Raw genomic sequence first — 21,541 nt, 5'->3', positions numbered from 1 at the left:
AATTAATAACCCAACATAAAACACGACAGCAATGAATCTGTTAAAAAAACTAACCATCGCTACAAGTATTGCCGCTGCAAGTTTCGCAGGATATGCTTTTGGCCAGGATTTCCAATGGAAAGAAGCGACTTCCAATGGCTACAAGTATAAATATGTAACCAATGACCCAACTTCCGCAAGGTATTATACTTTGAAAAACGGATTAACGGTAATTTTGAGTCCCACCAATAAAGATCCGAGAATACAAACGTATATTGCAACAAAAGCAGGAAGCAAAACCGATCCTGCAGACCACACAGGTCTTGCCCACTATCTGGAGCACATGCTTTTCAAAGGAACAAACCAGTTTGGATCTAAAGACTGGGCAAAAGAAAAACCTCTTTTAGACCAGATTGACGCTCTTTACGAAAAGTACAACCAGACCAAGGATGAAGCCAAAAGAAAAGAAATCTACAAAGAAATTGACAGAGTTTCCGGAGAGGCAGCAAAATTTGCAATCGCAAATGAATACGATAAAATGATGGCTGGTATGGGAGCTGATGGCACCAATGCCTTCACTTCTTTTGAACAAACGGTCTACACAGAAGATGTACCTGCAAATGTTCTTGACAAATTCCTTGCCGTACAGTCTGAAAGATTCAGAGAACCGGTTCTAAGACTTTTCCACACAGAGCTTGAAGCGGTATATGAAGAAAAAAACAGATCTCTTGATGATGACGGAGATAAAGTTTTCGATACGATGTTTGCCAACCTTTTCCCTAATAACAATTATGGAAAGCAAACCACTATCGGAACCATTGAACACCTGAAAAACCCTTCTCTACACGCGATCAGAGAATATTATAACAATTATTACGTTCCGAATAATATGGGAATCATCATGTCCGGAGATTTTAATCCGGATGAAGTGATTGCAAAAATTGATAAGGCTTTCTCTTACATGAAACCTAAAGCAATTCCTGAATATAAAGTCGGGCAGGAAAAACCTATCACCGCTCCGGTTGTAAAAGAAGTGGTAGGACCGAATCCTGAAAACGTAATGCTTGGTTTCAGATTTCCGGGAGCTTCTACCAAAGATGCCAGAATGCTGAATCTTGTTGGAAACATGCTTACTAACGGACAAGCAGGATTGATCGATCTTGATCTGGTAAAAAAACAGAAACTACTGGGTGCTTATGCCGGAGCTTATGCTTTGAAAGATTATTCTGTTTTACTTTTACAGGGTAAGCCCACTGAAGGACAGTCTCTGGATGAAGTAAAAAATCTTCTTCTTCAGGAAATTGATAAATTAAGAAAAGGGGATTTTTCTGATGACCTTATCCAGTCTATCGTAAACAACGAGAAGAAAGGTATTATTCAGAAAGATGAAAAATATTCGTCAAGAGCAAGCATCCTGATGGATGAATTCACTTCAGAAGTTGATCACAAAGCATCGCTTGAGTATGTTGATGAGATTTCAAAACTAACGAAAAAAGATATCATGGATTTTGTATCCAAATATCTTCAGAACAATAACTACGTTGCAGTTTACAAAAGAAAAGGGGAAGATAAGAGCATTGTAAAAGTTGATAAACCAACCATTACACCGGTTTCCGTTAACAGAGAAGACCAGTCTCCTTTTCTTAAGAAGATTGATGAAATGCCTGAAAACCCTATCGCTCCGGTATGGTTGAATTATGACAAAGACATCGCTAAAAACAAATTAGCTGCTGTAGATGTACTTTCTGTAAAAAATACAGACAACGCTTTGTTCAGAATGTATTATCACTTTGATTCAGGAAAATGGACCAACAAAATTCTTCCATTAGCAGCAGAATATCTTCAGTATTTAGGAACGAAAGACAAGTCTTCTGAAATCATCAGTAAGGAATTCTACAAACTTGCCTCAAGCTTCAATGTGAGTGCAGGAAACGAGGAAACTTACGTATCACTGGAAGGTTTAAATGAAAACTTTGATAAAACCATTTCCTTATTTGAAGATTTAATCAAAAACTGTCAGGCAGACCAGGCTGCTCTTGATGCTTACAAAGTTAGATTGAAGAAAGCCAGAGCAAACGCAAAACAGAATAAAGGAGTAATTATGTCCGGGTTGAGAAGTTATGCTCAATACGGTGCACAGAATCCTTTCAATAATGTACTAAGCGATGCTGAACTTGATGCATTAAAAGCTGAAGACTTAATTAATGTTCTTCATGATTTATTCAATTTCAAGCACAAAGTACTGTATTATGGTCCAAAATCAGGAAATGATGTAGTAGCAGCTTTGAAACCTGTTCACAAACTTCCTGCTACCCTGAAAGATCTTCCTAAGTCTAAAACTTTCGCTCAGATCCCAACTGATAAGAACAAAGTTTTATTTGCTCATTATGATATGGTACAGGCTGAAGTTTTCTGGGTAAGAAATTCTGATCCGTACAATGCATCCACTACTCCAACGGTAAGCTTATTTAACAACTATTTCGGAGGCGGAATGGGATCTATTGTATTCCAGACTATCAGAGAATCAAAAGCACTGGCTTATTCTACCTATTCTTATTTTGCACTTCCAAGTAAGAAAACAGACAAAGACATGGTTATGGCTTATGTTGGAACGCAGGCAGACAAATTCAATGAGTCTACAACGGCTATGAATGAGCTTCTGACGACCCTTCCAAAGTCTGAGCAGTTATTCGAAACAGCGAAAAGCGGATTGAAAAAATCAATTGCTTCTGAAAGAATTACTCAGGACGGAATCATCTTCTCTTATCTGAAATCTCAAAAGCTTGGAAACAACTTTGATATGAGAAAGAATGTTTATGAACAGGCACCAAAACTGTCTTTCACAGACATCAACTCATTCCATGATAAGGAAATGAAAAACAAGAACTACACCTACTGCCTTGTCGCTTCTCAAGACAAAGTGAATGAGGCTGATATGCAGAAATTAGGCGAAGTAAAAAAACTTAATTTAACTGAAATATTTGGTTATTAAAATAAACAAAAAGCCCTGATATCAGGGCTTTTTTATTTAACATCACACCAAAAACAATTATAGATTTTATTTATCGATTTTAGTTTGTTTGATAGATGAATCTTTTATATATTTGCATTAGAAATTTAAATATAAAACAGAAAATTATGTCTTTAGTAGGAAAAAAATTCCCAAATTTAACAATCGACGCAATGTCTGAAATGGGTGACGATTTAAGAATCAACATCCTTGATGAAGCAGTAAACAACCAGCAAAAAGTTCTTTTATTCTGGTACCCTAAAGATTTCACTTTCGTATGTCCTACTGAGCTTCACGCTTTCCAGGAGGCTTTAGGTGAATTCGAAAAAAGAAACACTAAAGTAATCGGTGCATCTTGTGATACTAACGAAGTACACTTCGCATGGTTGAACACACCAAAAGATAACGGAGGAATTGAAGGAGTAACTTACCCACTTTTAGCTGATACTCACAGACAATTGGCTAACACTTTGGGAATTGTTGATCAGGACTTCGAATATGACGAAGATGGAAATGAAGTTTTCACAGGTTCTAACGTAACTTACAGAGCAACTTACCTTATCGACGAAACTGGAAAAATCTTCCACGAAGCGGTAAACGATATGCCTCTAGGAAGAAACGTAAAAGAATTCTTAAGATTAATCGACGCTTACACACACGTACAAAAGCACGGTGAAGTATGTCCTGCAAACTGGGAAGAAGGGAAAGACGCTATGAAAGCTGACAGAACTTCTACAGCAGAATACTTAGCGAAGAACTAATAGAATGTGTTAAAATATTGAAAATGAGATAATTGGAGGATTATCAAAAATTATCTCATTTTCTTCTTTACAAAGCATTAGCACATTTTCAAATTAATAAATTTTCAAATTACAATCATGTACACAGAATTAACCGAAGATACATTACAAAATATAGTGAACGACAATGAAAAAGTAGTTGTTCAGTATGGCGCAACATGGTGCGGAAACTGCAGAATTATGAAGCCGAAATTCAAAAAATTAGCATCTGAAAATGACTCTATTCCATTTTTATATGTTGATGCTGAAAAGCTTCCTGAAAGCAGAAAATTAGCAAAAGTAGACAACTTACCTACTTTCGCAATCTTTAAAAACGGAGAATTGGTTAACCAAGTTCAATCAAACCAGGCGGAAAGTTTAATTAACCTTTTTAACGAATTAGCATAATGAAATTACCCGTAATCAGACAGTTTTATCAGAATCAGACTCCTGAAAATCTTGAAAAGACTTTAGAAGTACTGGAAAGTTTCTGCGAATTCAGAGGAACAAGCGAAGAAGATCTGAATGTTGCAGGAGAATTGATCACCAACATCTGTGGAGCTTTAGAAGTTCACGCGAATGTACAAAATGGAATGAGCGAAAAAGATGCTTTAAACTCTTTTGCTCAGAAGGTTTTAGGATCCATTGACAAGTAACATCTCTCGATTATTTTTAATCAGAAGACTGTAAAAACACAAACTATACAATACCTGAGGTTTTCCTCATTACTATACTTTTTTCTATTCTTTAAGAATCTTTTCTTTCAACTATAAAATGTACTTCAAAGGACTGTAATCAGTCACATGAGGTTGGAAGTTGTATGAAAAATTGTAAAGAATAACCAATTAAAATCCTGGTGATATTTTCATCAGGATTTTTGGGGTTTACTTCTGAAACCACGAATAACACAAATAATTTTCACCGATATCACAAATATTAATACAGCTGTTCAAAAATCATTCATCAAAAAAAAGATATACAAATCACACGTCCTATTGATATTATTAAATTCGTGTTTATTCGTGAAATTATTAGTGACATTTGTGTTTAATTTTAAAAACCACAAGTAACACAAATATTCCTTCACAAATAACACAAATAAATATACGAAAGCATCCGTATCAATCTGTGGGATACTTATAAGTTTGGGCTTAAGCCGTTGGAAGATGTTCATAATGATAAAACGGGCTAAAGCCCGTTCCTACTGATATATTAAATTGTGTTTATTCGTGAAATTATAGTGACATTTGTGTTTAATTTTAAAAACCACAAGTAACACAAATAAATATACGAAAGCATCCGTGTCAATTTGTGGGATACTTATAAGTTTCGGCTTAAGTCGTTGGAAGGCATCCATAAAATATAAAACGGGTTAAAGCCTGTTTCTATTGATATTATTACATTCGTGTTATTCGTGAAAACATTTGTGAACTTTGTGTTTAAATTTTGTGTTTAAATAATAAAAAAATCCCGATGAAAGATCACCGGGACTCTATATTTTAAAAGATAAAATCTACTTATCAATTAGCTTCTTCTGCTCATCAGAATACTCAGAATGTACCAGAATAAAAGCATAATTGAAGCAAAAAGCTGCAATGCCGCTCCTACATACTGATTCGTTCCATAAGAATCTTTTAATTTACTTGTCTGATATAGAATGGTAGCTGACGCTAAAATCACCATTCCAACAGAGAACCACAACCCAAGGTTAAATCCGAAGATCATCCCTCCTACAATTAATCCAATGGAAATAAATCCACCGATTACAATGATATTTCTCAAGAAAGAAAAATCTCTTTTAGAAGTGAATGCTACTGCAGAAATCCCTGCAAACATAGCAATCGTTAAAGTAGCAGCCTGGAAGATTACATTGGTACCACCCGTCATATTGGTTGCAATAAAAAGCAGAGGTAAAAAGATAATCGCTTCCAGCAAGATATAAAAACCAAGCCCCATATATTGGGTAGATTTACTTTGCGAAAGTGACCATTTGGAAGCTAAAACCGAAGCTAGCCAGAAAACTCCGATAATCAACAGCCAGATATACCTTTGGCTAAACATCATCGCAATAAGTTCTGCCGGAACAGTTTTCAATAATATCGTTTCAACTCCAATAAATGCAAGAATAGATAAAGCAACATGCAAATACGTCTTCTTGTAAAAACTCGCCTTCTCCACGTCCGAAGAATGAGCGACTAAAACATCTGTCATCATAGTTAATATTTTTTTTAGTTAATCGAAAATAAATTTTATTTACTTCGCAGGCAAAACACCCAGGATTTTACCATCATCTTCAAATACTGCTGTAATGGCCTCTTTTGAAGATGATTCTCCTGCATATTTATATTTAATACTTGGATGATTGGTTCCATCCATCGTTTTATAGTATCCTGCTTTTAAGATTTCAAGCTTTTTATTGGGATTAATACCTTCTTTGACTTTTTTAAGAACATCATCCGTAACAATTTCCTTTACCTTATCAGAAAGCAATCCATCAATGGTTGTACGGTCAGAAGCCTGTAAAGCTTCAACGAACTTCAGGAAGTTTTCATTATACAAACTAACCTTCTCCTTACTTATACTAGCCTGCTGCTCTTTTTTGGGACTGTTTTCAATCTTTGCACCTGTTACTTTCTGTGCAAAAATCAACTGTCCGCCCACAAGAGCAAGTCCCAGCAATAATTTTTTCATAGTATTCATTTTTGTTCTGGTGAAATAAGTGATGGAAGATACGAAAATCAGACCAGTTCTAAAAATTTCATTGTATCTACATTATCCGCATACGTATCAAGTCCCGGATTTTGTGCTTCACCAAATGGGATAGCATCCAATCCGACCTCTTCTTTTGCTACTACACACTGGATATTTTCCTCATTTTCAACCATAAAGCTTTTCACATCATCCAACGATTCATATCTGCTGAAATTAATTACAGAAAGTGGGCTGAATAGCTTATCATCCTCTTTCAGCATTACAAAATTATTATCCCAGAATTTATCCTGGTTCAAAAGATAAACCGCTCTGTTATAATCATAATTATTTGCATATTTATTATGATTGATAATATCCTGGAAGCCTATGAAGTTTTCAAACAACCTGTCAATAATAAAATCCTGCGGAATGAAAATTCTCGTCACATTTCTGCATCCTAATCCGAAATATTGGAAAATATCTTTTGCCAGAAGCTGCAATTCTTCATTCGTTTCATCTCCTTTCAACACTGCAACGGAAGTTCTGTTCTTACGGATAATATTTAAATGATTTTTAAAATAATATTCCAGATATCTTGCTGTATTATTACTTCCGGTAGCAATAACTGCATCAAAATTTTCCAATTTTTCAACAAATTCAAAAGCTACATTCCCATTGGAAAACTCATTCCACTTTTTTAATAAAAACGGGATCATATACTTATCCTTTGAAGACAGCTTAATGACAGGAATGTGGTTGCTTAGCACAACAGACATCACATCATGAAACCCTACCAAAGGGATATTTCCGGCTAAAATAAGTCCAACTCTTTTAGAAATTTTAGAGATTGAATAATTTCTCAGCCAGTTTTTGATATTTTCTTCAGTCAGAAGATCTGTCCATTGCTGTAAAGCAAATTTCTGATTATCAATGGTAAACCACGGATTCTCTATTTCAGATCTTTTTAACAATAATTCAATATCAACATCATCTTCATTGTGATTTTCCGGTTTCTTAGCTAAAAACGCTTTTATATAACCACTTAATTTAATAAGTCCTAAAACTTGATTTTCGGTATTCATAATTACTTTAAAATTGGGTAAAATTTTGTAATTTTGTGCAAATTTAAAAAAAATTAGCGATGGCTATTAAAATAACTGATGAATGCATTAACTGTGGGGCTTGCGAACCGGAATGCCCAAACAATGCAATATATGAAGGAGCTGTAGATTGGAAAGCTTCTGACGGTACGGCTCTTCAAGGTACGATTACGATGCCGTCAGGACTTACTGTAGATGCCAATTCACCACAGGAACCTGTAAGTGATGATGTATACTTCATTGTAACAGATAAATGTACAGAGTGTAAAGGATTCCATGAAGAACCTCAGTGTGCAGCGGTATGCCCTGTAGACTGCTGTGTACCTGATGAAGATCACGTAGAATCTGAAGAAGCTCTTCTTAATAAAAAAGCATTCTTACACGGTGAATAAAAAATTCCGTCTCATCATCTGTGAGGCGGTTTTTTTAACCCAAAATCCAATTAAATCAAAATAAAGCAGAAGGATAATTAATTCCCAAAGCATCCAAAAATAAAAATATGAACAAAAAACACAATTTTAGCGCAGGGCCATGTATTTTGCCACAGGAAGTATTTGAAAAATCAGCACAGGCTATCCTGGACTTTAACGGTATTGGATTATCTCTTCTTGAAATCTCCCACAGAAGTAAGGATTTCGTTGCTGTAATGGATGAAGCGCGTGCCATTGTAAAAAGATTGATGAATCTTGGTGATGATTATGAAGTACTTTATTTAGGAGGTGGTGCCAGCCTGCAATTTGCAATGGTTCCTTACAACCTGATGAAAGTAGGAGGAAAAGCAGCTTACCTGGATACAGGAACTTGGGCGGCCGGAGCTATTAAAGAAGCAAAAAAAGTAGGAACAGTAGATGTAGTAGGTTCTTCAAAAGAAGAAAACTATTCTTTTATTCCTAAAGATTATACGGTAGGTGCAGAATATGATTATTTCCACTGTACTTCCAACAACACCATTTATGGAACTCAAATGAAATCCTTCCCTGAAGTAGATACACTGATGGTATGTGATATGAGTTCTGATATTTTCTCAAGACAACTGGATTTCTCTAAATTTGATCTGATCTTTGCCGGAGCTCAGAAAAATATGGGACCTGCAGGAGTTACTTTAGTAGTTATAAAAAAAGAAATTCTTGGTAAAACAGGAAGAGAAAATATGTTCTCCATTCTGGATTATTCTCAGCATATTGCTAAAGAATCCATGTACAATACTCCACCGGTATTCCCTGTATATGCTTCTTTACTTACTCTTCAGTATCTTGAAAGAAATGGAGGAATTGCTGCTGCAGAACAAAGAAACGAAGCTAAAGCCAAACTTTTATATGACGAAATCGACAGCAACCCGTTATTCGAAACTTTCTGTGTAAAAGAAGACCGTTCACTCATGAATGTTTCTTTCAAAATTACAGACGAAAGCAAGAAAGAAGAATTTGACAATGCGTGGAAAGCAGCAGGGATCAGCGGATTAAACGGACACAGAAGCCTGGGCGGATACAGAGCTAGTTTATACAATGCCTTACCTATCGAAAGTGTACAGGTTTTGGTGGATGTAATGAAGTCAATAAAATAGCTTATATTAGGCGACCGAAAAATAAAAGGATATAAGACAAAAGATGTCAGATAACAGACCTCAAAATCTAACTTCTGACATCTTTAATCTAACATCAATAAAATAACTCATGAAAGTTTTAGCAAACGACGGAATTTCAAAAGCAGGAGAAAAGGCTCTAAAAGAAGCCGGAATTGAAATTCTGGACAATAGAGTGGCTCAGGATCACGTTATTAATTTTATCAACGATAATAATGTGGATGTTCTTCTGGTAAGAAGTGCAACGAAAGTAAGACAGGATCTGATTGATGCATGCCCGGGCCTTAAGATTATCGGAAGAGGCGGTATCGGAATGGACAATATTGATGTAGAATATGCCAAAAGTAAAGGCATCAAAGTCATCAATACACCTACAGCATCTTCAAAATCAGTGGCAGAACTGGTTTTCGGACACTTCATTTCATTAGCAAGATTCCTTCACGAATCGAACAGATTGATGCCTCTGGAAGGAGAAACTCATTTCAATGCTATGAAAAAGTCATTCAGCAATGCGTATGAACTTTCAGGAAAAACATTAGGAGTAATCGGCTTTGGAAGCATTGGCCAGGAAGTCATAAAGATAGGGATTGCTTTAGGAATGAAAGTAATCGTTCTGACAAGAAGCCCGAAAACAGAAGTTCTTACACTGAACTTCTTCAACGGACAGTCTGTGAACTTTGAAATCACTTCCACCAATGATATGAATGCATTCCTTAAAGAGGCGGATTTCATCAGTATTAATACGCCGAAAACGAATGAGTATATTATAGACACCCCTCAGTTTGAAAAAATGAAAGATGGAGTCTATATTGTAAATACTGCAAGAGGAGGTGTCATCAATGAAGTGACCCTTATCGATTTTATCGAGTCAGGAAAAGTAGCCGGAGCTGCATTGGATGTTTTTGAAAACGAACCAAGTCCGGAACTGCCTTTACTGATGAACCCTGCATTATCACTTTCCCCTCACGTAGGTGGCAATACGGTGGATGCGCAAGAAAAAATCGGTATCGAACTTGCAGAACAAATTATTAAGCTACAAAAAGAAACTATAAGATAAATATGCCTGTTTTTAAACCTTTCCGTGGAATAAGACCTCATAGAGACTTTGAGAGCACTTTCCCTACCCATCCACTGGATAATTTCACCCAGGAAGAGATCGCAGAGAAGGCTCAAGTTGAAAATACTTACATCAATATGATTAAACCTTATGTTGTAAGTAAATCTAAAGATATTGACCGGAACCTTCGAAAGATCCGTTCCACATTTGAAGAGCTTCTGGAAGAAAAGAAATTGGTCCAGGACAACTCAGCCTACTATCTTTATGAGCAGATCTACCCCAACAAACAGATGTTCAGAGGACTTCTGGGATTGGCAAGTATTGAAGATTTCTGGAATGGAAAAATCAAAAGACATGAAAGTACCATCCCGCAAAAAAAGGAAAAACTGGCTCACTACCTTGAAAAAGTAAACCTGCAGGCTGAACCTGTGCTTCTTACCTACCCTGCCAATTCAAAAATTGAATTGCTGATGAATCATGAGGAAAAAAATGTTCCTATCTTCAATCATGTAGATTCTATGGGTATCAGACATAAAATCTGGAGAATAGACAACCGCCTGAAGCTACAGCAATTTAAAGAAGTGATTGATCAGATTGATTCGTTTTATATTGCTGATGGACATCACAGAATTGGTTCCACTGCAATCAATGCAAAATATCACAAGGAGAAAAACAAAAAGCATAATGGTACAGAACTTTACAACTTTGTATACAGCTTTATTGTCTCCAACCAGTCGATAAAGATTCATGATTACAACAGAATCTTACACGATCTGAATGGTACTTCTCCGGCAGATTTCCTGAAAGAGCTTGAGAAATATTTCCTGATTCACGAAAAAGGAGAAGCATCATACTATCCTTCTCAAAAATTCCATATTTCAATGTATATGGATGGGAAGTTCTATTCTCTTCACGTGAAGCACGATCTTCGTTCCAAAGAAATGTCTCTTGACAATCTGGATCACCATCTTTTAGATAAGTATATTTTCAAAAACATTCTGAAAATTGAAGATCCGGACAGCTCTGAACTTATTTCTTATGTAAAGGGAACTTCCAATATCAATGGAATTAATCTTTTAAAAGAAAAAGTAGACAACGGTGAAGGTAAAGTTGGTTTTGGAATTTACCCTGTAAGTTTTAATGATATGATTAAAATTTCAGACTTAAAATTAAGCATGCCTCCAAAATGTACATTTATTGAGCCCAAATTAATTACAGCCTTATTAATGTACGACATGAAACCTTAATAAATTCCTATTTTTTCCCTACTTTTATCAATGGAAAAGATAAGTAAATAAAAAATGAAAAAAATATTCATTATACTTCCACTCTTTTTGAGTGGATTTTTATTTTCTCAGAAAAAGCCACAAAAAAGCCCGGCAAAAAAAGGTACTGTTGCCAAATTTAATTATCATGATGAGTTCAGAAAAATTTCAGATGAAATTATGGCTAACGGTACTGCTTATGATAATCTTGGAGAACTCACCAAAAGAATTGGTCCGCGTTTCAGTGCAACTCCCGGTTATACCAAAGCTGTAGAATGGGCAGAAAAAAAATTTAAGGAAATCGGTATTAATATGATCTGGAGACAGGAAGCCAAAGCACCAGTCTGGATCAGAGGAAAAGAATCCTTACAAATCAAAGCAGGAAATGGAGATTGGAAAAACATCAGAATGCTTTCTTTCGGAAATTCTGAAGGAACAGGCGGAAAAGATCTGGTGGGTGAAATCGTTTTAATCAATTCCACATCAGAGCTGAATGCCATGTCAATAGGCCAGTTAAAAGATAAAATAGTTTTTGTGAATGTTCCTATGGACCCGAAAATTATTAATACAAGTGATTCCTATTTACAAACTGCAAAATCAAAATTAATTTCCGCTTCTGTGATTGCTAAGACAGGTGCAAAAGCATTAATTATAAGGTCGCTGACCACAGCTAATGATGACACTCCTCATGCTAAAATGATTTATTACGAACCTGATGATAAAGTTAAAATTCCAGCTTTATCAATTGGAGTAAGATCTGCAGATGAATTGGAGAAAACTTTAAAAAAGCAAAAAGTCACAGCTAAAATCAATATGACCGCCGAAGCGAAAGGTGACACTACAAATCCCAATATCATTGCTGAAATTGGAGGCAAAAAAGACTCTAAAGTAATTGTTTTAGGGGCTCAACTGGATTCGTGGGATATTGGTGAAGGTGCAGTGGATGATGGAACAGGTGTAGTGCAGTGCATCGAAGTGTTAAGAACTTTGAAAGCACTTGGATATGAAAATAACCACACCATCCGTGTAGTTTTGTATGCCAACAGTGAAAACGGAGGACAAGGCCGTGAGATGTATGCTGCATATGTAAAAAAGAAAGACGAAAAGCATGTATTTGCCTTAGGAACCGATGCCGGAGGATATTCTCCACGAGGATTTTCCTTGGATATGTCTCCTCAGAGAAGAAGACTGGTGTATCCGTGGAAAGAATATTTCCTTCCTTATGGCGTTTATGATTTCGACCAGACAGAAGCAATTCAGGATATTTCACCTTTAAAAAAACTCGACATTCCTTTAGCAGAGCTTGTGGTAGACACACAAAGATATTTTGATTATCACCACTCCGAGCAGGATACTTTTGATAAAGTAAATAAAAGAGAGCTTCTTCTTGGGGCTGTCGTCATAACACAGATGATTTTTATGGTTGATAAAAACTGGTAACAATGAAAAAAATAGCAGGAACAGCATTATTGCTTTTCGGAATGGTCGTTTTTGGACAGACTAAAGATGATTCCATCCAATTCAAAAGAATTTCCACTGAAATTCTAAATAACGGTAAAGGATACAATGAACTTAGAGAACTTACCAAAACCATAGGCAACCGTTTAAGCGGTTCTGAAGCCTATGAGAAATCCGTACAGTGGGCTGCCCAGAAGCTTCGTGATGCCGGAGCCGATAAAGTATGGCTTCAGGAAGTCATGATTCCGGTTTGGGTAAGAGGAAAAGAGTCATTGCACATCAAAATTTCTAATGGAAATTGGAAAAGTATGAAAATGCTTTCCCTTGGAAATTCCGAAGGAACAGGAGGAAAAGATGTCTCAGGTGATATTATTATGGTAAAATCACTGGAAGAATATGATAAACTTCCTGCAGAAAAGGTGAAAGATAAGATTGTATTTTTCAACTACCCTTTTAATCAGGAAAATGTACAGACCTTCATTTCTTATCGTGATGCAGGAGCTTATAGACGAACTGCCGCTTCATTGACAGCTAAAAAAGGAGGAAAATTTGCCATCATCCGGTCACTTTCTTCCGCTTTTGACGATGTTCCTCACACAGGCAATATGCGCTATGACGAAAATATTTCCAAAATACCAGCCATAACCATTGGAAATACATCTGCTGATGAACTTGAAGCTTTATTGAAAAACCAGAAAGTAACAGCAAAACTCAATTCCAACTGTGGAATGAAAGGAGAAAAACTTTCCCACTCTGTTATTGGGGAAATTACCGGTAAAAAAGACCAAAGTGTTATTGTTGTTGGTGGACATTTAGATTCCTGGGATGTTGGAGAAGGTGCTCATGATGACGGAGCCGGCATTGTTCAAAGTATTGAGGTATTAAGAACCTTTAAAAAATTAGGTATTCAGAATAATCATACCATTCGCGCCGTTTGTTTTGCCAATGAAGAAAATGGTACGAAAGGCGGAAAACAATATGGCAAAATTACTAAAGAAAACAACGAGAAGCATCTCTTTGCCATAGAATCGGATGCAGGAGGTTTTTCACCACGGGGAATTTCTCTGGAAATGAATGAGTATCAAAGAAACCAGATTAAAGGCTGGGGAAATCTGTTTTTACCTTATGGCGTTTACAACTTTGAAGGTAAATATTCCGGATCTGATATCGCCCCACTTCATGAAATGGGAGTTCCCACGGCTGAACTGGTTCCTGATCCACAGCGTTATTTTGATATTCACCATACCGAAGAGGACACTTTTGAAAAAGTCAACCGAAGAGAGCTGTTGCTCGGGTCTGCGGTGATGACACAACTTATTTATATGATTGACAAAAATTGGTAAACAATGAAAAAGATACTAGGAACTTCATTATTACTTTTTGGAATGGTCGCTTTTGGCCAGTCTAAAGATGATTCTATCCAGTTCAGAAAAATCTCAACAGAAATCCTGAACAACGGAAAAGGATATAGCGAGCTGAGAGAGCTTACAAAAAACATAGGCCACCGTTTAAGCGGATCAGAAGCCTATGAAAAGTCCGTAAAATGGGCTGAACAGAAACTTCGTGATGCAGGAGCTGATAAAGTATGGCTTCAGGAAGTGATGATCCCAGTATGGGTAAGAGGAAAAGAATCTCTGAACATCCAGACTTCCAACGGAAAATGGAAAAGCCTTAAAATGCTTTCCCTTGGAAATTCTGAAGGAACCGGAGGAAAAGATGTTTCCGGAGAAATCATCATGGTAAAATCTATGGAAGAATATGATAAACTTCCCGCTGAAAAAGTAAAAGATAAAATTGTATTCTTCAACTATGCTTTCAGTCAGTCTTTCATAGAAACCTTTAAAGCCTATGGTGATGCTGCAAAATACAGAACTACCGCAGCTTCTCTAACCGCTAAAAAAGGAGGTAAATTTGCCATCGTAAGATCTCTGTCTTCTGCTTTTGATGACGTACCTCACACAGGAGCAATGCGCTACGAAGACAAGGTTTCCAAAATACCGGCAATTGCTATCGGAAGCACAACTGCAGATGAACTGGAAGCTTTACTGAAAAGCCAGAAAGTTATTGCAAAACTCAATTCCAACTGCGGAATGAAAGGAGAAAAACTATCCCATTCTGTGATCGGAGAAATTACAGGTAAAAAAGACCAAAGCGTCATTGTTGTCGGTGGACACCTTGATTCCTGGGATGTAGGCGAAGGCGCACATGATGACGGAGCCGGAATTGTACAAAGCATTGAAGTATTAAGGACTTTTAAAAAGTTAGGTATTCCGAACAACCACACCATCAGAGTTGTTTGTTTTGCCAATGAAGAAAATGGAGTAAAAGGCGGAATCCAATATGGTAAAACCGTAAAAGAGAAAAACGAAAAACATCTTTTTGCCATTGAAACAGATGCCGGAGGTTTCGCACCGAGAGGTATTGCATTGGATATGGATGATGTGAAAAGAAATCAGATTAAAAGCTGGTCGAATTTATTCCTTCCCTATGGAGTTTATAATTTTGAAGAGCGGTTTTCAGGAACAGACCTTTATCCGCTTCACGACATGGGCATTCCCACAGCTGAGCTGATGCCGGATTCTCAACGCTACTTCGATATTCACCACACAGAAGAAGATACTTTTGAAAAGGTGAACCGAAGAGAACTTTTATTGGGAGCAACCGCTTTAACCCAGATTATTTATATGGTTGATAAAAACTGGTAATATATAAGAAACCGTCTGTATAGACGGTTTTTATTTTTTATGAACATGATTTTCTTCACAGAGTCGTCCAATTCATTGTTAAACACAAATTAAACAAATGATTTCACGAATAACACGAATTCAATAATATCAATAGGAATGGGCTTTGGCCCATTTATTTTTATGAATATTTTTCCGATGGCTTTAGCCAAAACTTAAAATGATTTATAACCTTTCTGGAATTACTTTTTAAACTTTCCTGATTCATCTTTTTCAAATGTAAAATTTTCTCCGATACAATACGTGTTTCCCAATATGACCAGCTTATAATCCTTAAAAAATTCTGCACGTTCTTCACCTCTTCGTTTCTCACCTTCCGACTGATAATAGTAAGGTTCCATATTATGCTTTTCAAGGAGCGCATAATAGTGCTTCAGGATGCTCACAGGTCCCTCAGCAAAGCGTCCGCCTGCATAATGGCAAACTGCATTGAGGTCAGCATGTAAAAACTTTTCAATAGCAAAGAGATCCTCAAAAGTCTTTTTATGGAGGGCATATAACTCACTTACCAGTTTATCCGGATTCTGAGATTTTTTTCTGAAGTACAGTTCTGTTACCCCTTCCCTGAATTCTGATAATAAAAAGTGTTCTTTATAGTATGAAAAATGAAGTTCTAATTCGTCCGGAGTTATTTTCACCCTCTTATTCTTCTCACAAATAAGTTTCCAGAAATGATAATCATACAGTCCATTATTAGTGACTGTAAGAGAAAAAGTAAAAATAAAGCTGCCCTCGTTGTCTTTTTCATAGGCACGAAGACTGATTTCACTCAGATTTTTATGGGTAAGAAGCTTTTTTAATTCTTCAGGAAAAGGCAACTCCAATTCTTCTTGTAATGCTGAATAATCTTCCATTAGGTTATTATATAATTATTTTAATTGACAAAAACATCATTTCACCGTAATATTTTCTGCATTTCAAATTATACCATTTAAAAAGCAGAAAATTTTTCTTTATTTCACCAAATGATAGATAAAAAAACATTCGGACTCACGACTTCACTACCCTTGTGAAACAAAGCAATAATCACAAAAATAGAACTTTGGCATGATATTAGCATGTAAAATATTGAGAAAAAATTAAAAAAACACTAAGGATGAGAAAAGAGGTTTTCTGTGGATTTTCAGTTTTTCCACCGATTCAAGTTCATATCTAGTATATGAATCCTTTTTTTTCTACGATGCCGTAAAAGATACGGGTTCGTGATTAACTAACCCCCGTTAGTTCTTCACAGCACTTTTGCACCCCGTATCTAACTGGTATCACAATAAGCAAGAATCTTTATTGATTCAAAAAAACAAAAATATCCCGGACTTTCAGCCCGGTGTTATGATATAAATAAATGGCAAAGTCATCGTGAACCTTAGCCCAGTAAAGGAATTTATTCTTTTTACCGTGATGGATGCGCCTTTATTCTATTAATTAATGTATAACCCTTAAAATGTTAGTAATGATGAGAGCCTTTTTTGAAATGATTTTTAAGAGAAATGAAGATGCTGCAAAATTGCATATATGGAGCCTATTGCTGGTATTAAGTTTTGCTGCATTTTCTGTGTTGGTATACGCCCTAGAACCAAGCTTTAACAGCTTAATTATATACCTGACGGCATTTGCCGTTTATATCGGGTTTGGCCTTGTATTCATCAGTTCCTTAGCCGGAACGAGTATGAAGAAAAGATAACAGAACATATAACTTTCAATTTATTTTTACTGAAAAACCATCCTGTTTAGGGTGGTTTTTTGTTTACAGTCCTACTCCATTATTATATCATCAGTATTTCCAACAAAAAAAAGCCACTCCATCCGGAGCAGCTCTGGTGATAACAAAGTTATCTTAACATCGTAAAAACTTATTCTTTAAACAGATCCTTCATCATTTCTTCAAGGATCTTTTGGGTTTCTTCTTCAATCATTTTTCCTGATTTTTCAACAAGCTCTTCTCTGAAAGGTTCACAGCAGGCCTTTATTCCAAAGCCTTCATCTGTCTTTACAAATTCCGGATGCATGCCATGTTCTCCGCATACTTCAGATTCTATTTCTGTCTTTATCTGGTCGTAATTCAGGTTAAACATATTCTTTTATTTTATTCTTTAAGTGCATGATAAAGATAGAAGTAATAAAGCCTTGCCGAAATCCGTATTTCTACGGTATTTACAAAACAAAAAAAACAGCTTTTTTAAGACGTATAATCTTAACTATAAAAGTTAATGCTTAACCCTTTAGAATTTATCCAGAATTTTCTTCGGTAAAACGGTCGAAAGTTCTTTTTTATATTGCTTTTCAAGAATCACAAATTTCCATGCCTTTTTATCTTTTGAAACCGCACAGGCTTTCATATTAGCGTTGATGAGATACGAACCCTCGTTGGCCAGATACTTCACATTATTAGCACCATATTTAGATGTTAAAGCACTGTTCATCTTCTTTTTTATTTCATCATTTAATGAACTGACATTACACTTCAGTTTCAAAAAATAATGGATAATGGAAAAATATTCCCCGGTAATGAGGTCGGGTTTCTCAATATTTCCAAACTTCAGATCCTGTACTTCAATTTTCATGAATGGATTATTGTAAGTCATATTTAAAATCTGCGTCATCTGCTCTTTTGAAACGACATTGAAGTATTTGGGATATATACAGCTTACCGCCTGATCTATCTGTTTAGATTGAATACTGTTTACAAAATAAGTAAGTGATTTTTTTATCGTTGAATCATCAGGATTGGCCTTAGTCTGTGAAAAAGTCATCAACGACAGCAGAACGAACAGAAACAGAAGTGATTTGGTTTTCATTGTTACATGGTTATTATAAATTTGAAAATTACTTTTTACTGAAAAAACGGATAATCTTTCCAGATACTAAAATGGGTCGTAACCTGTACGTCAATCGTTACAGAATGTATTTGAGACCAATAAAAAAAAGCCATCCTTCCGGACGGCTTTTTGATAATATCTTGAAGATTCAATTATTTTACTTTTACAAGCTCAACATCGAAAACTAACCAGGAATTTGGCGGGATCACTCCTCCTGCTCCTCTTTCTCCGTAAGCCATTGCCGGCGGGATCAATAAAGTAGCAGTTTCGCCTTCTTTTAACAATAGGATACCTTCATCCCATCCTTTGATTACTCTTCCCATTCCGATTGGAATTTCGATAGGCTCGTTTCTCTTGAATGAAGAATCAAATTCAGTTCCGTCTACCAATTTACCTGCATAGTGTACAGATACATTGTCACCCGCTTTTGGAGCTTTACCGTCGGCTGTTTTTGTGATTTTATAGTAAAGACCAGATTCAGTTTTTTGCATACCAGCTTTCAGGTTTTCCACCATTTTTTCCTGGTTAGCTTTGAATTCTTCCTCTCTTTTCTTCTTTTCAGCCTCTTCTTTAGCGATAAAAGCCTTATTATTTTCTGCGATTTTAGCTTTTCCTTCATTGAAAGTCTTAGCTGCATCGTAGTGCTTGTACTCATCACCTTTGCTGAAAACAGAAACTTTTTCTAAAACGATATCAGTTTTAGGTTTATCCTGAGCTCCTTTTTCAACGTTAGCAATAGCATCAATTACATCATTTCCTTTTACCACTTTTCCGAAGATTGTGTGTCTTCCGTCTAACCAAGGGGTAGCAACTTCAGTGATGAAGAATTGAGAACCATTTGTATTAGGTCCTGAGTTTGCCATAGAAAGAACTCCTTTTCCTGTATGTTTAAGGTCGTTTCTTTCATCCTCGAATTTATATCCAGGATCTCCCATTCCAGTTCCCTGAGGATCTCCTCCCTGGATCATGAAATCTTTGATTACTCTGTGGAAAATAGTTCCGTCATAGTAAGGAACTCCTTTAGCCTTAGCTTTGTTGTCGATTTTCCCTTCTGCAAGACCGATAAAGTTGGCTACAGTTACTGGTGCTTTCTTGTCTTCAAATTTTACAATTAAGTTACCTTTTGTAGTTTGAAGATTGGCATAAAGTCCGTCATTAAGACCTTCGTAAGTTTCTTTGTCTACGTTCATTTTTTTATAAATTGGGGTACAACTCATCAGCGAAATACTTGCCGCTGCCAGAATTATATTCTTGTTAAACAATTTCATGTATTTATAAAGCTTTTAATTTTATGATTAATGGAATATCGTTGTCTATTTTCTTTTCGTCTCCGTAAGTTCCGTAGGCTAAAGAAGACGGTACCAAAAGAGTTACTTCCTCTCCATCATGTATAAAACGCAAAGCGTTCTCCACTGCTCTCAGTTCATCAAAGTGCCCGAATCTGGCATCTCTTCTCTCAAAAGGCTGATCATAGATTTTAGTCTGGTCAAAATCATACAGATCATAAGAATAGGAAATTGTAGTTTCATCCTTCCTTCTTTCTCTTTGATCATAGCCCTCTACCGTTACCCAATAATTAAGCTGCGTAGGATAATACTTCACAGACTGACCGCTGATCCAATCCTGAATCTGCCCTCTTTCTATGACATTCAAATTTTTCATCCTGTTCTTAGAAACATCCAGATCTTTTTGGCTTAAAACCCCGCCTACAGGAGGATGGGCCGTCTGTGCATTTCTGTTGCAGCTCAACAGGCTTATGGCTGATATGAAGAGTATTTTTCTCATAAACTTTTGCGAAAATACACATTTCGGGAATCAATTACAAAACTTGACACAGAAATATGTGAATGGAGGAATGTATTCATCTTCAATAAAACTATTCTTCTATTTTATATCAATGCATAAATACAAAAAAGCCGGGAAAAACCCGGCTTTCATATAGTTATTTAAATACTATTAAACTGTTTCAAGAGCGTGATCAACCATAACTCTCCATCCGAACGGATCTTCAGAAAGGTTATTTTGAAGGTCTACCAAATCTTTCTTAAGAAGAGCCGCATAGCTTTCTTCATCAGATAATCTTGGAAGTTCAAGTTTTTCACCCTGATATCCTAAAGCCTGGAACTGTGTAGTTACTACTGCCGTACCTACTCCCCATACTTCTTTAAGCTCATTGTTCTTTAAAGCTTCAATAACTGTTTTCACAGGAATTGGTTCTACTTTTACTTCGATACCTCTTTTCTTAGCTAATTGGATGAAGCTATCTCTTGTTACTCCGTCAAGGATTTTCTCAGATGTTGGAGGTGTATAGATGGTATCGTTAATTCTTACAAATACATTCATTGTACCACTCTCTTCGAAATATTCGTGAGTAGCATCATCTGTCCAGATGATTTGCTCATATCCTTCTTCGATTGCCAACTGAGTTGGATAGAAAGAAGCAGCATAGTTACCTGCAGCTTTCGCGGAACCTACTCCACCGTTTGCAGCTCTTGAATAGTGATCAGAAATTTTTACAGATACCGGTTCAGAATAGTAGCTCTTTGCAGGTGTTGCAACGATAGCAAACATATATTTATTAGATACTCTTGCTTTCAAAGCTTCTTCAGTAGCAAAAATCAAAGGTCTGATATAAAGAGACATTCCTTCCCCCTGTGGAATCCACTCTCTGTCGATATCTACTAATGCCTTTAATCCGTCTAAAAACATTTCTTCAGTCACTTCCGGCATTGCAAGACGCTTCGCTGACTTGTTGATACGTTCAAAATTCTTTTCAGGCCTGAAAAGGAAAACCTGCCCGTCTTTGTCTTTATAGGCTTTCATACCTTCAAAACAAGCTTGTCCATAATTTACTCCCATCATGGCAGGTGTAAATGGAATCGGACCGTAAGGAACTAATTTTACATCACCCCATTTTCCATCTTCGTACTCACAAATGATCATATGATCAATAAAAGTACCACCAAATGAAAAATTGTTAGGGTCAAATGTAGAAATTCTGGAGTTTTCAGTTTTTTGAATTATCATTTTTTAAAATTTTTACGATGTTCTACAAATTTA

At 36.2% G+C, this 21,541-nt stretch carries 21 protein-coding genes; 12 read left to right on the top strand and 9 right to left on the bottom strand.

Features of this window, described 5'->3' with window-relative positions:
* Positions 1 to 31: 31 nt before the first annotated feature.
* From BUE84_RS09370 to BUE84_RS09355, 4 genes are all read left to right on the top strand, one after another.
* Complete coding sequence (locus BUE84_RS09370) at positions 32 to 2,971, top strand: M16 family metallopeptidase (RefSeq protein ID WP_079241405.1); 2,940 nt, start codon at positions 32 to 34, stop codon at positions 2,969 to 2,971.
* A gap of 146 nt (positions 2,972 to 3,117) precedes the next feature.
* Positions 3,118 to 3,750 carry a peroxiredoxin gene (locus tag BUE84_RS09365; protein WP_034698496.1) on the top strand — a complete coding sequence of 211 codons (633 nt, stop codon included), beginning with the start codon at positions 3,118 to 3,120 and terminating at the stop codon, positions 3,748 to 3,750.
* Between the two features lie 117 nt (positions 3,751 to 3,867).
* Positions 3,868 to 4,176, top strand: coding sequence for a thioredoxin family protein (locus tag BUE84_RS09360; RefSeq protein ID WP_034698499.1), 309 nt, complete (start codon positions 3,868 to 3,870; stop codon positions 4,174 to 4,176).
* The gene (locus BUE84_RS09355; protein ID WP_002980002.1) at positions 4,176 to 4,424 is read left to right on the top strand and encodes a DUF6952 family protein; all 249 of its coding nucleotides are present in this window, start codon (positions 4,176 to 4,178) and stop codon (positions 4,422 to 4,424) included. Before BUE84_RS09360 ends, BUE84_RS09355 begins: the two co-directional genes overlap by 1 nt.
* 868 nt (positions 4,425 to 5,292) lie before the next feature.
* On the opposite strand, the gene BUE84_RS09350 is transcribed toward BUE84_RS09355, so the two are convergent.
* From BUE84_RS09350 to BUE84_RS09340, 3 genes are read right to left on the bottom strand one after another with little or no spacing between them, the layout of a single operon-like run.
* Positions 5,293 to 5,982, bottom strand: a complete 690-nt coding sequence (locus BUE84_RS09350) for a Bax inhibitor-1 family protein (RefSeq protein ID WP_079241404.1) — start codon at positions 5,980 to 5,982, stop codon at positions 5,293 to 5,295.
* A gap of 39 nt (positions 5,983 to 6,021) precedes the next feature.
* Positions 6,022 to 6,459, bottom strand: coding sequence for a peptidylprolyl isomerase (locus tag BUE84_RS09345; RefSeq protein WP_238594396.1), 438 nt, complete (start codon positions 6,457 to 6,459; stop codon positions 6,022 to 6,024).
* A 47-nt stretch (positions 6,460 to 6,506) separates the two neighbouring features.
* Positions 6,507 to 7,541 (bottom strand): acyl-CoA reductase, encoded by a 1,035-nt coding sequence (locus tag BUE84_RS09340; protein ID WP_079241402.1) that lies wholly within the window; start codon positions 7,539 to 7,541, stop codon positions 6,507 to 6,509.
* 59 nt (positions 7,542 to 7,600) lie between these two features.
* On the opposite strand from BUE84_RS09340, the gene BUE84_RS09335 reads away from it, so the two are divergent.
* From BUE84_RS09335 to BUE84_RS09305, 7 genes are all read left to right on the top strand, one after another.
* Positions 7,601 to 7,951: a 4Fe-4S binding protein gene (locus BUE84_RS09335; RefSeq protein ID WP_034698512.1), complete on the top strand. Its 351-nt coding sequence runs from the start codon at positions 7,601 to 7,603 to the stop codon at positions 7,949 to 7,951.
* Between the two features lie 107 nt (positions 7,952 to 8,058).
* Positions 8,059 to 9,123 carry a 3-phosphoserine/phosphohydroxythreonine transaminase gene (gene serC, locus BUE84_RS09330; RefSeq protein WP_079241401.1) on the top strand — a complete coding sequence of 355 codons (1,065 nt, stop codon included), beginning with the start codon at positions 8,059 to 8,061 and terminating at the stop codon, positions 9,121 to 9,123.
* A 109-nt stretch (positions 9,124 to 9,232) separates the two neighbouring features.
* Positions 9,233 to 10,198, top strand: coding sequence for a D-2-hydroxyacid dehydrogenase (locus BUE84_RS09325; RefSeq protein ID WP_079241400.1), 966 nt, complete (start codon positions 9,233 to 9,235; stop codon positions 10,196 to 10,198).
* Positions 10,199 to 10,200: 2 nt separating this feature from the next.
* On the top strand, positions 10,201 to 11,445 hold the full coding sequence (locus BUE84_RS09320) for a DUF1015 domain-containing protein (protein ID WP_079241399.1): 1,245 nt from the start codon (positions 10,201 to 10,203) through the stop codon (positions 11,443 to 11,445).
* A 54-nt stretch (positions 11,446 to 11,499) separates the two neighbouring features.
* Positions 11,500 to 12,903: a M28 family peptidase gene (locus BUE84_RS09315; protein WP_079241398.1), complete on the top strand. Its 1,404-nt coding sequence runs from the start codon at positions 11,500 to 11,502 to the stop codon at positions 12,901 to 12,903.
* A 2-nt stretch (positions 12,904 to 12,905) separates the two neighbouring features.
* Positions 12,906 to 14,264, top strand: coding sequence for a M28 family peptidase (locus tag BUE84_RS09310; RefSeq protein ID WP_079241397.1), 1,359 nt, complete (start codon positions 12,906 to 12,908; stop codon positions 14,262 to 14,264).
* A 3-nt stretch (positions 14,265 to 14,267) separates the two neighbouring features.
* Positions 14,268 to 15,626 (top strand): M20/M25/M40 family metallo-hydrolase, encoded by a 1,359-nt coding sequence (locus BUE84_RS09305; RefSeq protein ID WP_079241396.1) that lies wholly within the window; start codon positions 14,268 to 14,270, stop codon positions 15,624 to 15,626.
* A gap of 221 nt (positions 15,627 to 15,847) precedes the next feature.
* Here BUE84_RS09305 and BUE84_RS09300 read toward each other — a convergent pair whose 3' ends face one another.
* Positions 15,848 to 16,519, bottom strand: coding sequence for a hypothetical protein (locus BUE84_RS09300; protein ID WP_079241395.1), 672 nt, complete (start codon positions 16,517 to 16,519; stop codon positions 15,848 to 15,850).
* A gap of 596 nt (positions 16,520 to 17,115) precedes the next feature.
* On the opposite strand from BUE84_RS09300, the gene BUE84_RS09295 reads away from it, so the two are divergent.
* Positions 17,116 to 17,346, top strand: coding sequence for a hypothetical protein (locus BUE84_RS09295; protein WP_145953231.1), 231 nt, complete (start codon positions 17,116 to 17,118; stop codon positions 17,344 to 17,346).
* A gap of 169 nt (positions 17,347 to 17,515) precedes the next feature.
* On the opposite strand, the gene BUE84_RS09290 is transcribed toward BUE84_RS09295, so the two are convergent.
* From BUE84_RS09290 to BUE84_RS09270, 5 genes are all read right to left on the bottom strand, one after another.
* Complete coding sequence (locus tag BUE84_RS09290; protein ID WP_079241393.1) at positions 17,516 to 17,737, bottom strand: hypothetical protein; 222 nt, start codon at positions 17,735 to 17,737, stop codon at positions 17,516 to 17,518.
* Positions 17,738 to 17,884: 147 nt separating this feature from the next.
* Positions 17,885 to 18,460, bottom strand: coding sequence for a hypothetical protein (locus BUE84_RS09285; RefSeq protein WP_079241392.1), 576 nt, complete (start codon positions 18,458 to 18,460; stop codon positions 17,885 to 17,887).
* Positions 18,461 to 18,633: 173 nt separating this feature from the next.
* Positions 18,634 to 19,671 (bottom strand): peptidylprolyl isomerase, encoded by a 1,038-nt coding sequence (locus BUE84_RS09280; protein ID WP_238594424.1) that lies wholly within the window; start codon positions 19,669 to 19,671, stop codon positions 18,634 to 18,636.
* A gap of 82 nt (positions 19,672 to 19,753) precedes the next feature.
* Entirely contained in the window at positions 19,754 to 20,266 is a 513-nt protein-coding gene (locus BUE84_RS09275; RefSeq protein WP_079241391.1) for an FKBP-type peptidyl-prolyl cis-trans isomerase, read from the bottom strand.
* A gap of 171 nt (positions 20,267 to 20,437) precedes the next feature.
* Positions 20,438 to 21,508 (bottom strand): branched-chain amino acid aminotransferase, encoded by a 1,071-nt coding sequence (locus BUE84_RS09270; protein WP_034698529.1) that lies wholly within the window; start codon positions 21,506 to 21,508, stop codon positions 20,438 to 20,440.
* Between the last annotated feature and the right edge of the window lie 33 nt (positions 21,509 to 21,541).

This window comes from Chryseobacterium indologenes, from assembly GCF_002025665.1.
Lineage (GTDB): Bacteria > Bacteroidota > Bacteroidia > Flavobacteriales > Weeksellaceae > Chryseobacterium > Chryseobacterium metallicongregator.
Note: the sequence above shows the minus strand (reverse complement) of the source record. Positions and strands in the feature narration are given on the sequence as shown.

Coding starts and splice junctions, on each gene's coding strand:
- BUE84_RS09370 (WP_079241405.1), top strand. CDS start 32: ATGAATCTGTTAAAAAAACTAACCATCGCTACAAGTATTGCCGCTGCA.
- BUE84_RS09365 (WP_034698496.1), top strand. CDS start 3,118: ATGTCTTTAGTAGGAAAAAAATTCCCAAATTTAACAATCGACGCAATG.
- BUE84_RS09360 (WP_034698499.1), top strand. CDS start 3,868: ATGTACACAGAATTAACCGAAGATACATTACAAAATATAGTGAACGAC.
- BUE84_RS09355 (WP_002980002.1), top strand. CDS start 4,176: ATGAAATTACCCGTAATCAGACAGTTTTATCAGAATCAGACTCCTGAA.
- BUE84_RS09350 (WP_079241404.1), bottom strand. CDS start 5,982: ATGATGACAGATGTTTTAGTCGCTCATTCTTCGGACGTGGAGAAGGCG.
- BUE84_RS09345 (WP_238594396.1), bottom strand. CDS start 6,459: ATGAAAAAATTATTGCTGGGACTTGCTCTTGTGGGCGGACAGTTGATT.
- BUE84_RS09340 (WP_079241402.1), bottom strand. CDS start 7,541: ATGAATACCGAAAATCAAGTTTTAGGACTTATTAAATTAAGTGGTTAT.
- BUE84_RS09335 (WP_034698512.1), top strand. CDS start 7,601: ATGGCTATTAAAATAACTGATGAATGCATTAACTGTGGGGCTTGCGAA.
- serC (WP_079241401.1), top strand. CDS start 8,059: ATGAACAAAAAACACAATTTTAGCGCAGGGCCATGTATTTTGCCACAG.
- BUE84_RS09325 (WP_079241400.1), top strand. CDS start 9,233: ATGAAAGTTTTAGCAAACGACGGAATTTCAAAAGCAGGAGAAAAGGCT.
- BUE84_RS09320 (WP_079241399.1), top strand. CDS start 10,201: ATGCCTGTTTTTAAACCTTTCCGTGGAATAAGACCTCATAGAGACTTT.
- BUE84_RS09315 (WP_079241398.1), top strand. CDS start 11,500: ATGAAAAAAATATTCATTATACTTCCACTCTTTTTGAGTGGATTTTTA.
- BUE84_RS09310 (WP_079241397.1), top strand. CDS start 12,906: ATGAAAAAAATAGCAGGAACAGCATTATTGCTTTTCGGAATGGTCGTT.
- BUE84_RS09305 (WP_079241396.1), top strand. CDS start 14,268: ATGAAAAAGATACTAGGAACTTCATTATTACTTTTTGGAATGGTCGCT.
- BUE84_RS09300 (WP_079241395.1), bottom strand. CDS start 16,519: ATGGAAGATTATTCAGCATTACAAGAAGAATTGGAGTTGCCTTTTCCT.
- BUE84_RS09295 (WP_145953231.1), top strand. CDS start 17,116: ATGATGAGAGCCTTTTTTGAAATGATTTTTAAGAGAAATGAAGATGCT.
- BUE84_RS09290 (WP_079241393.1), bottom strand. CDS start 17,737: ATGTTTAACCTGAATTACGACCAGATAAAGACAGAAATAGAATCTGAA.
- BUE84_RS09285 (WP_079241392.1), bottom strand. CDS start 18,460: ATGAAAACCAAATCACTTCTGTTTCTGTTCGTTCTGCTGTCGTTGATG.
- BUE84_RS09280 (WP_238594424.1), bottom strand. CDS start 19,671: ATGAACGTAGACAAAGAAACTTACGAAGGTCTTAATGACGGACTTTAT.
- BUE84_RS09275 (WP_079241391.1), bottom strand. CDS start 20,266: ATGAGAAAAATACTCTTCATATCAGCCATAAGCCTGTTGAGCTGCAAC.
- BUE84_RS09270 (WP_034698529.1), bottom strand. CDS start 21,508: ATGATAATTCAAAAAACTGAAAACTCCAGAATTTCTACATTTGACCCT.